This is a genomic window from Roseomonas chloroacetimidivorans, from assembly GCF_049629625.1.
Classification (GTDB): Bacteria; Pseudomonadota; Alphaproteobacteria; order Acetobacterales; family Acetobacteraceae; genus Roseomonas; species Roseomonas chloroacetimidivorans.
Map to the genome: position 1 here is coordinate 1 of NZ_JBNBZS010000136.1, position 10,118 is coordinate 10,118.

A 10,118-nucleotide genomic window follows, 5' to 3' on the forward strand; every position below is an offset into this window, starting at 1 on the left:
GGCCGTGAAGCCCTGAGACGCGTACTTGATCATCCGGCGCATCGTGGAGACCGGGAAGGACACCCGGTGGATGGCGAGGCGCTTCCGTCCTAGATCCCAGAGCGCGAATTCACCCGCCGTCAGCGTCTCGCCGTCGTAGGCGAATTGGCAGATGGTGAAGTCGAAGCTGTCGAGGACAGCCTCCGCATCCAGGTAGAAGGCGAAGCGGATCAACTGCACGTCGATCTCCAGCTTCATCTCGCCCGGTGCGCCGCGAAGGTGAACGTGGTGCTCTGTCTCACGCACCTTGCGGAAGCCGCTGGCTTCCAGCTTGCTCAGGTACGCTGCGAGTTGGTCGGCATCGCGGAAGAACATATCGAAGTCAGACTTCGGTTCCTGACCCAGCAGCGTGCGACGCAGCGCGCCTCCTGCCAGCCATGGTCCTTGCGAAGTGAGCGGAGGCAGGCCAGCCAGTACTTTTGCAAGGGTGGTCTCGGCGAAATCCACGTCGGTGGACCTGCTCAGCAGATCGACCAGCGGCCATCTTTGCGTGCTCATCACACCACCACCATCGCCACAGCCACGGCCAGGAACGAGGCCAGCGCGATCAGGGCAGAGCGCGTGCTCTCCACAGGAGGGGCGTAGGGGCGGAAGGGTGGGTAAGTTGGCGACTGCATCGCTATGTCCTCGACACTGACGATCATTCGAGGGTCGGCGCACCGGCCCTCTAGGTGAGCGTCAGGCCGCGAGCGGGAGCGCCGTCGAAGGATTGGCGGCAACTGACGGCCCGACGCGCTTACGCCGCCATCCCTTTGTCGCGTGGTAGCTGTATTCGATGCCGTCGCGGGTGAACTCAGCCATGACGCGGCGATTGCGATCACCACGGAAGCGCGCCCCGTGTGGGCCGCTCGGCGTGGCAGTGAATTCTAGCTTTCCGCCACGGGTCACTTTGTAAGCCATTCGTCTTCCCTCTCTCCCGGCCGGGGTGGCGGGTGGTGAGGGGAACCTTCTAGCGATAGACGCTAGCAGTCAAGAGCTTTTCTAGCGATCTTTGCAATTAGACGCGCGGCGCCCAGATCACCCGGCGCGAATGTGTCTCGTCTGATTGAACAAAGAACGCTGTCTTTCCACCGTGACGTTCACTAAAAGACGGCGGGTGAACGAGAACGAATCGGGTACGGGCAGAGCGGGGAGATTTGAAGGGTGCGACCCAGGCTGCTGGTTAGGACTACTGGCTCGGAGGCGCTGACGGAGATTCCGGACGGCTACGTCGTAAGGTGCTGTGACGACATAGTTCTTGACCCGGAGTGCTTGTCTTCCTTGCCGCTTGAGGGGTTCCCGCGCCCCGCAGCCGACAAGCGTGCTGTCAGCCCGCCTTGGCCGTGCCGGGGCTGCGTGTTCCTCTCCGGATGCGCGCTGGCGGCGAGATCGGGGGTAAAGGCTCCGCGCTGCCCTCTCGCGAGGCGGCGAGCAGTTGGGGGTAGCCCTGGTAGAGCTTGTTAATCAGGTCGTCTGGCATGCCAGTTAGTCGGCCGGTCAGGACCCATTCCGTGGGCACTTTATAGGCGAGGGCGAATGTCGCCAGGGCTATGGGGTTGATCTCGGACTTCCCGGATTCATACCGACCCCAAGAGAAATCAGAGACGCCCGCCACATCGGCAGCGTCCTTCTGGTAGGGCTCAATCAGCTCGCGTAAAGCCTTCAGCCTAGCGGCCTGAAGCGCCTTCATGCGACTTGCCGCCGGTGTCAATGGTGCGGTCCTTGGCATCGCACGGGACATGACCTAGCGGCTTTCTTCTAGCGATAGATGCGATTGCACTTGTCAGCTAGCGATAGGTGCTAGTAGCATGTGCCTATGCTGCTCCGAGATTGGATTAAACAGGATCGTTCCCGAAGGACCGCCCTTGAGGTCGGCACGGGCAACCATCCGGTGACCATCGCCCGATGGGCCGCAGGCATATCGCTGCCAAGGCCCGACGCCATGGCCGCCGTCGAGGAACTGACGGCGGGCGCCGTCACGCCGGCGGACCATTACGCCGCATTCGCAGCGCGGAAGGCACGGCGGTCCCAGAAGATGTTGGGCGCTGACCGCTCTGCCGCAGCGGAGGCCGCGTGATGGCCGTCTACTTCATCCAGGCTGGCGAGAACGGCCCTGTGAAGATCGGCACGACGGAAAGCATCCTCCGGCGTATCGCCCTGATCCAGAATGGTCAGGCCGAGCCGGTCCGCCTCCTTCACCTGTTCGAGGGCGGGCGCGAGGAAGAGCAGGCTCTGCACCGCCGCTTCCGTGAGTACCGGCTTCGCGGCGAATGGTTCAGGCCGGCCTCCGAGATCATTGCGGGGGACGTGGGGCTGGCGCCCATGGCTGTGCCTGCGCCCGAGAGGAAAGCGTATTCCTGCCTGAGCTGGTCTGAAGAGGCGAAGCTCAGCGCCGCGCAGAAACGGGCGGCCAGGTGGGCCGACCCTGTTTGGGCGGCGGCGCGGCGGGAGAGGTATCGGGCGGACGGCCCTAAGTTGCGGGAGAAATACTGGCGCCAGGAGCTGAAGAGAATTGCTGACGCCGCTCTTAGTTGGCGCGCTGACGGCAGGGAGGACTTGGCCAAGGCGTGCATCGATATGGCCCGCCGTCCTGCTCAGGTGCTCCACGAGATCACGGGCCTTTCGTTTCACGAACTCCGCCCAGACGTGTTCCCGGTTCCAGAGCGGACCCCCGCCTGATGTCCCGCATCATCCCCCTTCACGCCGGGATGCGCCGCACGGGCGCGAACTCGCCGGAGATGCCTGAGCCGGAGCGTTCGGCGAACCCGGTTCCGATCTTCCTGTCCTTCGCCATCGTCTGCTGGCTCGCCGTCATCTGGCTAGTCATCATGCTGGTGGGGGGCTGAGACATGGACTCACTGCCCCCCATCAACGTCCGGTCCCGCGAGCGGCGCGTCTCCAGCTCCGACAGCCTGGACTTCTTCCGCACGCCGCCGGGCGCGACGCAGGCGCTTCTGGAGAAGGAGAGCTTCCCGGGCCGCGTTTGGGAATGCGCATGCGGGGACGGAATCATGTCCCGCGCCATGGAGGTGGCTGGCTACGACGTGTTCAGCTCCGATCTGGTGGATCGGGGATACGGGCATGTCGGCCGCGACTTCCTGCTGACCGACAGCCTTCCGCAGGGCGTTGAGTCCGTCGTCACGAACCCGCCCTTCAAGCTGGGCACCGAGTTTGTCCAGCACGCGCTGAACATGGGCGCCCGCAAGGTGGCGATCCTGCAGCGTGTCGCCTTCCTGGAAGGCCAGGAGCGCGCTTCCGGAATCTTCGCTGACGGGAAGCTCTCGCGCGTCTGGGTGTTCGCCAAGCGGATCACCCTCTGGCGAGGCGACGACCCCAACCCGCAGGACAAGGGCGGGGCCATGGCTTTCTGCTGGTGCGTCTGGGAACGGGGTCATCGGGGCACGCAGTTGGGGTGGATCAGATGATCACCATCACCGCCATCGGCTGCATCTACTACGCCATTTCGGCTTTCCTCACCCTGATCGCGGGTAACCTCGCCATCGAGGCCACAGAAGAGCGGAGGGGCTAGATGGGCGCCCCGCAGAAATCCCCAGGCGCCTTCCGCACCATCGGCGAGGTGTCCGTCGAGCTGGGCATCGAGACGCACACGCTGCGCTTCTGGGAAAGCAAGTTCCCGCAGCTCCGGCCCATGCGACGGAGCGGCCAGCGCCGGTACTACCGACCAGCGGATATCGCGGTCGTTCGCGTGATCGACCGGCTGCTTCGGGTTGAGGGATACACCATCGCTGGCGCGCGTGGCGCGCTCGTGCGCGAGGGGTACCGCGCGCCTTCTAACGGTGCGGATGTCCGTGCCGCGCAGGAGGGGGGAGCGGTTGCCGCCGCTCGCCCCGTTCAGACCTGCGATGATGTGAAGCACGGCTTCCATGAAGCGATTCATGGAGCAGCCGATGTCCAACGTGCCGGGCAATTCGCCCGCCGGAGCGGGTGATATGCCCGCTGTGCTGGAAGCCGTCGAGGAAGTCATCCAGGCCGAGCTGCATCTGCAGCGCGCCGAGGGTCGGCCTCTCAAGCTGGCTTTCGATGCTGTTGCCCGTGCGCTGGGCGTCACGCCCCGCCGGGTCCGCGCGTACCACCACCACGAAGTGTCCGAGGATGATGTGCGCGCAAAAGAATGGATTGCTGCCCAGGCTCTTCGCGAGAGGCGCCGTGCGGCCGAGGTGGCGCGCGCGAGGGCCATTCTCGCCAGCTCCGGGGAGGCCGCGTGATCGGGCTCCGCATCAGGATCTGGCAGGCCATTGGCAACGCGAGCGCCTGCGTCAGCGACCAGTTCGCTTGGGTGGCCACCCTCGCCGCAGGGCGTGTTGCCGCGCTTCGCGAGAAACTGCGTCGAAAGCCCTAACCGGATCCCGCGCCGCGGCGGGTGATCCGCGGCAGGCAACCGAAGGAGCATACATGACCACCGCCCGTCCATTCCTCGACCTGCTGCGGGAACACCGCAACGGCGTCACCCATGACGAACTGTCCGAGGCCCTGCAGGAGGTCGTTGCTGCCGTGTCCGCCGAGGGCAAGGCCGGCAAACTGCAGCTCACCATTGCCGTGAAGCCGCACGGCGACGGCGCCGTGATGGTGATGGACGAGGTGAAGGTCACGGTCCCGAAGAAGACCAAGGGCGGCAGCCTTTTCTTCGTCACGCCCGAGAACAACCTCGCCCGCCAGGATCCGAAGCAGCCCAACCTGCCCCTGCGCGAGATCGGCGGCGTGGAGGCTCCCCGCGAAATCGGTCCGGCCAGCGCCGGCCGGGCTCTGGCGTAAGGAGACCGGCGCATGCCGAACGACAACGATATGCAGGCCGTGATCGACGCCGCCCGTCAGGGCTGCATGCACATCGCGCTGGGCGACAACCTCGTCTTCCTGCCTGGGGCGAATAATGGCGAGGGGCGGATCGTCAACCTGGAGCAGTACGGCGCCGCTCCTGCCCGCAAGCGCGGCACCATCACCGTCTTTGACGCTGCCTCCTTCAACCAGGTGCTGAAGGACAATGAGGGCGCCGGGGACGTGGCCATCTACCTGGACCGCGATCCGACCAAGCCGACCGTCGAGGCGGTGCTGAACGGGCATGGCAAGGCCGGTGCGGGCTGGGGTGACCTGCGGGTCAAGATCGAGTTCCGCCCAACCCCGCAATGGGTGAAGTGGAAGGGGATCGACGGCAAGCTGCTGCCCCAGACGGACTTCGCGGAGTTCGTGGAGGACAACCTCTCCGACATCGCAGACCCGGCCGGCGCGACCATGCTGGAGATCGCCACCCAGTTTCAGGCGACGCGCGTGACAGCCTTCCGGCGTGCGGTGCGGCTCTCCGACGGCAACCTGCAATTCGAGAATGTTGAGAACACCGAGGCGAAGGTCGGGGCCACTCAGATCCAGGTCCCGGAGACGATCAAGCTGCAGCTCGCGCCGCTGCAGGGCAGCCCCGCCTATCTGGTGCCGGCCCGGTTCCGATACCGGTTGGAGGACGGGAAGCTCCGGCTCGGCGTGAAGCTGGAGCGCGTCGAGGACCTGATGGACCGGGTCCTGGGCGACATCATCAACGGCATCGAGCGCGGGACCAATGTCTCGGTGCTGGAAGGCCGTGCGCCCGAGATGGCGAGGGCCATCGGCTAATGTCCGCTCTGCCCCATCCGGCCGCCCGGGTTATCCCGTCGATGAAGCTGGTCCCCGATGGGGAGCGGCTTTGGCGGCCGATGGAGTGCAGCGCCAGTCACGAGGTCAGTAATGACGGGCTGGTGCGGCGCGTCACGGCGGCGCCCGGCGTGCGGGCGGGCTCTCTCGTTCAGCCTTTCATGTGCCGGGGATACTTCCGGTATCAGCTTCGCCACCAGGGTAAGAAGGTCGCTCCCTACGCGCATCATGCGGTTGCCTCAGCCTTCCTAGGCGCGCGACCTCTCGGCGCTGAGGTCGCGCACGACAACGGAGACGCGTTGGATAATCGGGTCGCCAATCTTCGATACGCCACGCCCTCCGAAAACTCTTTCGACAAGGTTCTCCACGCGCGGGTTCGCGCCGGACAGGTTTCGTTTGACCACATCTGGCGGCAGATCGGGGTTATCGAGGATCTGGATGCAGCGCAGTTGCTTCGATTGGGCCGCCAGATCGATGCGGTTGCGGGTTCTCTCGAAGAGGCAGCGGCTCTCGTGCGGCAGCGCCTTGGCAGCGGAGAAGTCAAATGAAGCGCGGCCGGTGCGCCTCGGCCGCGCTGGTCTCTCTCGGGAGGCTGCCGTGAGCGCCTTCGTGTCCCGCAGCCTCTCCATCGCCCAGGAGATCGATTTGACCGGCTTGCGCGCCAAGGCCCGGATGCAGGCCCGTGGGCGCCTCCCGGCTGGCCAGATGAATAAGACCGAGGCGAAGTATGACGCCCACCTGGCGCAGCTCCAGCACGCCGGCGAGATCCTGTGGCGCCGGTTCGAAGGGCTGAAGCTCAAGCTCGCGGACAACACTTTCCTGACCGTGGATTTCGCCCTGATGCGAGCCGACGGCGTGCTGGTCATGACGGACGTCAAAGGCTCTCCGGCGATCTACACAGACGATGCGAAGGTCAAGATGAAGGTAGCGGCGGAAATGTATCCGTTCGTCTTCATGGTGGCATTCCCCAAAAGAGGCGGCGGCTGGACGGAGGTCGAAGTATGACCACGGAGCGTTGGGCCGCCGTCAAGGGATATGAGGGGCGGTATGAGGTTAGCGACCTTGGCCGCGTCCGATCGGTTGCGCGAGAGGTGCGAACGGTCAAGCGAGATGGCCGCCCAGGGATTAGGCGGGTCAACTCCCACGTACTGGCTGCGCACACCTGGGGAGCGCCATATCCGGGCGTCGTGTTGGTTCATGCAGACGGAAGTAGGCGGCGAAAAGCGCTGCACCAGCTAGTGGCCGAGACATTTGTGCCCAATCCGCGTGAATTACCGCAGGTCAATCACCTGGATTCGGACAGGACAAACGCGGCGCACTGGAACCTGGAATGGTGCGACCAGTCCAGAAATATCCAGCATGCATATGAGACAGGCCGCCGGGATGTCGGCGCAAACCATCATTTCTCGCGCTTACCGCGTGACGCTTCGGGCCACTGCAAGGTTGCCTTCCCGCGCAAGGGCGGCGGCTGGGACGTGGAAGAGGTTCGTTCGGCATGAGCGCTCCTGGCATCAGCCTGCCCTACGGTTTGGCGCCGAATGGCCGCCTAGTTGCCGTGGCTGACGTACCGCGTGGCAAGCAGATCGATGTTGTATGCCCGCAGTGCAAGGCAATCCTGGTCGCCAGAAAGGGTGAGGTGCTCCGGCACCACTTCGCCCATGCGAACGACGCGAGCTGCGCAGGGTCCTACGAGACGATGCTACACCTGCTGGGCAAGCAGGTGATCCGGGACGCCTGTTCCGTCCGGCTGCCGGCCGTGGTCGCCGAGTACAATTATCGCCGCCGCGAGGTTGCCGCCGCCCGGTCATTCGAAGCGGATGGCGCCGCAGTCGAGGTGCCGATCGGACCCTACAAGGCCGATGTCGTCCTGACGAAGGGCAGACAGCGGCTCGTCGTAGAGATCCTGGTCACGCATCGGACGACGCCTGAGAAGGTTGAGGCGTTCAGGGCCATGGGTCAGGACGCGATCGAGATCAACATCTCGGATCTGATTGGCGCCGAGGATCTATCCAATGCCGGCGCGTTCATCCTGCGCGAGGCGCCGCGCACCTGGCTTCAGAGCAATGCCCGCGACGAAGCTGTCGCTGAACTCAAGGTCATTGACGAGCGGGAGCAGGCGAACTTGGAGCGCCTTCGCCGTCAGCACCGCCTCAGGCAGGAACGTGACCGGCAGGAGGCCCTGAAATTCCTGGCCGAGAAGGCGGAAGCGGAGCGTCAGGCCAGGCTGCGTGAAGAGCAGGCCAGACGGCCGGTTCAGTATCAGTGGCCGGTGCCAGATCTCACGGCGGCCCGGAATTACATGCCCGGCGACCCTGACCCGCTGCGCGACGGCCTGCTCCGCGGGTTTCACGCGCATTACCGGCCGCCGCCGCCGCGCTCCGATGGTAAATCAATCTACGAGGAAACATGGCCATGAGCGGCGCGCCCGAACCTCTGACGCCGCCCGAGTGCGATCTGCGGGACTATCCCTGGATGCCGCTCGACGCCGCGCGGCTGCTCGATAGCAGCCTCTTCGCCCGCAGCACAGGAGACGAGTTCAAGGCGGCGGTCGCGCTCTGGTGCAAGGCCTGGGGCCAGCTTCCCGCCGGCTCGTTACCCGACGATGACCGTGACCTCGCTCACTTGTCCGGCGCGGGCTCGCGCTGGAGCAAGGTGAAGGAGATGGCGCTGCATGGCTGGCGGCTCTGCTCTGACGGCCGTCTCTATCACCCCGTCGTGGCCGAGAAGGCGAACGAGGCGTGGGAACGCAAGCTGGCGCAGCGGGCCAGGACAGAGGCGGCACGCGCGGCGAAGGCTGCAAAGAAGGGAGCGTCTGTCGCACCGCCAGCAAGCGCTCCTTCCAGCCCTGTCACAGCGTCTGTCACAGAGACTGTCACAACGCGAGTCGCAGACTCTGTGACAGAGGTTGCTACAGGTTCCACCAGACCAGACCAGACCAGACCTATATCCTCTTCGCTACGCTCAGAGGGCGCGCGACCCGCGACAGAGCCGGCCGAAGAACGACGGGCTAGGGGGTGCCAGATCCCCGAAGGATGGCGGCCGGGCCCGGAAGGCGAGGCGTACTGCCGGGGCAAGGGCCTGCACCTCCGCGACACGTTCGAGGCCTTCCGCGACCATCATCGGGCCAAGGGCACCGTCTTGCGGGACTGGGATGCCGGCTGGCGGACGTGGTGCCAACGCGAGGTGAAGTTTTCCGCGGCCCGCACAAGTGCCTCGCGCCGAAAGACCCCTTCGGAGCTGATCGCCGAGCTGGATGCGCGCAGCGCGCCCCCCGGCTTCGACTTCGACGGCGACCACCCTGAACCCCGCTTCGTCCCCGCCACGATGATCCCCGGAAGGCCGCACTGATGACCGCGCTGACGATCGCCGCTGCCGGGCTTCCGGCGCCATCCCAGTCGCTGACCGAGGCTTTGAGCGTGGCCGTCCGGAACGCGACCTACGCCGGCCCTGCCATGCCGCTGCACGCCGACCGGCACACCCGTACCGAGGCGAAGCGCCGCGCTGATCTACTGACCGGCTTTCTCGCGCCATTGCCCGAGAGCAGCGACCGCATCCAGCGCTGGCTGCTGGAGCTGGCGAAGGTGAAGAAGTTCACGCCGGGCGACCTGGAAGGCGCGGTGAAGCTCATGGCCCGGTTTCTCCGGGAGCTTCCCGAGCGCTGCTTCACGGGCTCGTCGCTGGAGGCGGCGGCGGCGAAGTTCCCGGCGTGGCCGGACTATGCCGAACTGAAGGACTTTCTCGCGGGGCTGACCCGTCCGGTGCGTGACGAGATCGCGGCGCTGCGCAAGGTGGCGGAGGCTCCAGAAGCGTCCAGCGCCGCGCCCAAGGAGAGGACAGAGGCGGAGAAGGCCTACGTCCAGGAGCAGATCGCGAAGCTCAAGCGCGACCTCGCCGCAATGCGCCCGCAGCCCAAGCGCCAGGCCAGCCGGTCCCACTACCTCAACGACCGCCAGCTCATCGAAACCTACCGCCTGATGCTCGCGGAAGGCCGCGGTAATGCGGGGTGCATCCTCATGCGCCTGGAGCCTTTGGAGGCCCGCTACGGCCTCGCGCAGGAGGTCGCCCAGTGACCCGCCTCCAGTCCCTCCGCGACCGGCTGTCCGCGCCGAAGGGAGAGGGGAAGTGATGGACGCTCAGGACGAGTACGATCCCGAGGCTGCGATCAAGGCACTAGAGGCCAAGGCATCCCGGACCCGGATGCACCTCTCGGTGTGCATGACCAACGCGCTCGAGGCTGCCAGCCAGGTGCACGTTGCGGCGTGTCGGATCAATGAGGAGAGCCCTGTCCAGTCGTACCTAAGCGACGCTCTGCACAGCCTCCTGATCGTGGCGGAGGAGTGCCGGCAGGCTCTGCGACCCCAGGACGCCCGCCCATGACCCCCAACACGGCCAGAGACGCGTCTGGGAGCGCCGTGGGCGGCGTTTCTGAGGGCCGGGTAGGGCAGGGTAGCGGGGAGGGCGGA

At 65.7% G+C, this 10,118-nt stretch carries 18 protein-coding genes and 1 pseudogene; 16 read left to right on the top strand and 3 right to left on the bottom strand.

All coding sequences use genetic code 11. The annotated features are described in order from the left end of the window. The 3 genes from ACO1BU_RS34335 to ACO1BU_RS34345 form a co-directional block, all read right to left on the bottom strand. A partial coding sequence (locus tag ACO1BU_RS34335) for a Gabija anti-defense Gad2 family protein (protein ID WP_424140405.1) occupies positions 1-537 on the bottom strand: 537 nt, incomplete at its 3' end. A 180-nt stretch (positions 538-717) separates the two neighbouring features. Next, positions 718-939, bottom strand: coding sequence for a hypothetical protein (locus tag ACO1BU_RS34340; protein ID WP_424140406.1), 222 nt, complete (start codon positions 937-939; stop codon positions 718-720). Positions 940-1,345: 406 nt separating this feature from the next. Continuing rightward, a complete protein-coding gene (locus ACO1BU_RS34345) occupies positions 1,346-1,708 on the bottom strand; it encodes a helix-turn-helix domain-containing protein (RefSeq protein WP_424140407.1) in 363 nt (120 codons plus the stop codon). Between the two features lie 201 nt (positions 1,709-1,909). Between ACO1BU_RS34345 and ACO1BU_RS34350 the strand changes: the two genes are divergently transcribed. From ACO1BU_RS34350 to ACO1BU_RS34425, 16 genes and pseudogenes are all read left to right on the top strand, one after another. After that, positions 1,910-2,095, top strand: coding sequence for a hypothetical protein (locus tag ACO1BU_RS34350; RefSeq protein WP_424140408.1), 186 nt, complete (start codon positions 1,910-1,912; stop codon positions 2,093-2,095). Beyond that, positions 2,095-2,697, top strand: a complete 603-nt coding sequence (locus ACO1BU_RS34355; RefSeq protein WP_424140409.1) for a GIY-YIG nuclease family protein — start codon at positions 2,095-2,097, stop codon at positions 2,695-2,697. Before ACO1BU_RS34350 ends, ACO1BU_RS34355 begins: the two co-directional genes overlap by 1 nt. Continuing rightward, positions 2,697-2,864 carry a hypothetical protein gene (locus tag ACO1BU_RS34360; protein ID WP_424140410.1) on the top strand — a complete coding sequence of 56 codons (168 nt, stop codon included), beginning with the start codon at positions 2,697-2,699 and terminating at the stop codon, positions 2,862-2,864. Before ACO1BU_RS34355 ends, ACO1BU_RS34360 begins: the two co-directional genes overlap by 1 nt. A gap of 3 nt (positions 2,865-2,867) precedes the next feature. Next, positions 2,868-3,443, top strand: coding sequence for a hypothetical protein (locus ACO1BU_RS34365; protein ID WP_424140411.1), 576 nt, complete (start codon positions 2,868-2,870; stop codon positions 3,441-3,443). A 104-nt stretch (positions 3,444-3,547) separates the two neighbouring features. Further along, positions 3,548-3,967: a MerR family transcriptional regulator gene (locus tag ACO1BU_RS34370; RefSeq protein WP_424140412.1), complete on the top strand. Its 420-nt coding sequence runs from the start codon at positions 3,548-3,550 to the stop codon at positions 3,965-3,967. Between the two features lies 1 nt (position 3,968). Continuing rightward, positions 3,969-4,244 carry a hypothetical protein gene (locus ACO1BU_RS34375; RefSeq protein ID WP_424140413.1) on the top strand — a complete coding sequence of 92 codons (276 nt, stop codon included), beginning with the start codon at positions 3,969-3,971 and terminating at the stop codon, positions 4,242-4,244. A 187-nt stretch (positions 4,245-4,431) separates the two neighbouring features. Next, entirely contained in the window at positions 4,432-4,791 is a 360-nt protein-coding gene (locus ACO1BU_RS34380) for a hypothetical protein (protein ID WP_424140414.1), read from the top strand. Positions 4,792-4,803: 12 nt separating this feature from the next. Then, on the top strand, positions 4,804-5,637 hold the full coding sequence (locus tag ACO1BU_RS34385; RefSeq protein ID WP_424140415.1) for a DUF2303 family protein: 834 nt from the start codon (positions 4,804-4,806) through the stop codon (positions 5,635-5,637). After that, positions 5,637-6,203 (top strand): HNH endonuclease signature motif containing protein, encoded by a 567-nt coding sequence (locus tag ACO1BU_RS34390; protein ID WP_424140416.1) that lies wholly within the window; start codon positions 5,637-5,639, stop codon positions 6,201-6,203. The genes ACO1BU_RS34385 and ACO1BU_RS34390 overlap by 1 nt, the downstream gene beginning before the upstream one ends. Positions 6,204-6,252: 49 nt before the next feature. Next, a complete protein-coding gene (locus ACO1BU_RS34395) occupies positions 6,253-6,660 on the top strand; it encodes a hypothetical protein (protein WP_424140417.1) in 408 nt (135 codons plus the stop codon). Further along, positions 6,657-6,752, top strand: a pseudogene (locus tag ACO1BU_RS34400) (NUMOD4 domain-containing protein); the annotation flags it as partial. The gene ACO1BU_RS34395 and the pseudogene ACO1BU_RS34400, both read left to right, overlap by 4 nt. Positions 6,753-6,893: 141 nt before the next feature. Continuing rightward, the gene (locus ACO1BU_RS34405) at positions 6,894-7,154 is read left to right on the top strand and encodes a hypothetical protein (RefSeq protein ID WP_424140422.1); all 261 of its coding nucleotides are present in this window, start codon (positions 6,894-6,896) and stop codon (positions 7,152-7,154) included. Further along, positions 7,151-8,071, top strand: coding sequence for a competence protein CoiA family protein (locus ACO1BU_RS34410; RefSeq protein ID WP_424140418.1), 921 nt, complete (start codon positions 7,151-7,153; stop codon positions 8,069-8,071). Before ACO1BU_RS34405 ends, ACO1BU_RS34410 begins: the two co-directional genes overlap by 4 nt. Then, positions 8,068-9,003, top strand: a complete 936-nt coding sequence (locus ACO1BU_RS34415; RefSeq protein WP_424140419.1) for a DUF1376 domain-containing protein — start codon at positions 8,068-8,070, stop codon at positions 9,001-9,003. The genes ACO1BU_RS34410 and ACO1BU_RS34415 overlap by 4 nt, the downstream gene beginning before the upstream one ends. Continuing rightward, the gene (locus ACO1BU_RS34420; RefSeq protein ID WP_424140420.1) at positions 9,003-9,725 is read left to right on the top strand and encodes a hypothetical protein; all 723 of its coding nucleotides are present in this window, start codon (positions 9,003-9,005) and stop codon (positions 9,723-9,725) included. Before ACO1BU_RS34415 ends, ACO1BU_RS34420 begins: the two co-directional genes overlap by 1 nt. Positions 9,726-9,777: 52 nt before the next feature. Further along, positions 9,778-10,032 carry a hypothetical protein gene (locus ACO1BU_RS34425; RefSeq protein ID WP_424140421.1) on the top strand — a complete coding sequence of 85 codons (255 nt, stop codon included), beginning with the start codon at positions 9,778-9,780 and terminating at the stop codon, positions 10,030-10,032. Positions 10,033-10,118: the final 86 nt, after the last annotated feature.

Coding starts and splice junctions, on each gene's coding strand:
- ACO1BU_RS34340 (WP_424140406.1), bottom strand. CDS start 939: ATGGCTTACAAAGTGACCCGTGGCGGAAAGCTAGAATTCACTGCCACG.
- ACO1BU_RS34345 (WP_424140407.1), bottom strand. CDS start 1,708: ATGAAGGCGCTTCAGGCCGCTAGGCTGAAGGCTTTACGCGAGCTGATT.
- ACO1BU_RS34355 (WP_424140409.1), top strand. CDS start 2,095: ATGGCCGTCTACTTCATCCAGGCTGGCGAGAACGGCCCTGTGAAGATC.
- ACO1BU_RS34360 (WP_424140410.1), top strand. CDS start 2,697: ATGTCCCGCATCATCCCCCTTCACGCCGGGATGCGCCGCACGGGCGCG.
- ACO1BU_RS34365 (WP_424140411.1), top strand. CDS start 2,868: ATGGACTCACTGCCCCCCATCAACGTCCGGTCCCGCGAGCGGCGCGTC.
- ACO1BU_RS34370 (WP_424140412.1), top strand. CDS start 3,548: ATGGGCGCCCCGCAGAAATCCCCAGGCGCCTTCCGCACCATCGGCGAG.
- ACO1BU_RS34375 (WP_424140413.1), top strand. CDS start 3,969: ATGCCCGCTGTGCTGGAAGCCGTCGAGGAAGTCATCCAGGCCGAGCTG.
- ACO1BU_RS34380 (WP_424140414.1), top strand. CDS start 4,432: ATGACCACCGCCCGTCCATTCCTCGACCTGCTGCGGGAACACCGCAAC.
- ACO1BU_RS34385 (WP_424140415.1), top strand. CDS start 4,804: ATGCCGAACGACAACGATATGCAGGCCGTGATCGACGCCGCCCGTCAG.
- ACO1BU_RS34390 (WP_424140416.1), top strand. CDS start 5,637: ATGTCCGCTCTGCCCCATCCGGCCGCCCGGGTTATCCCGTCGATGAAG.
- ACO1BU_RS34410 (WP_424140418.1), top strand. CDS start 7,151: ATGAGCGCTCCTGGCATCAGCCTGCCCTACGGTTTGGCGCCGAATGGC.
- ACO1BU_RS34415 (WP_424140419.1), top strand. CDS start 8,068: ATGAGCGGCGCGCCCGAACCTCTGACGCCGCCCGAGTGCGATCTGCGG.
- ACO1BU_RS34420 (WP_424140420.1), top strand. CDS start 9,003: ATGACCGCGCTGACGATCGCCGCTGCCGGGCTTCCGGCGCCATCCCAG.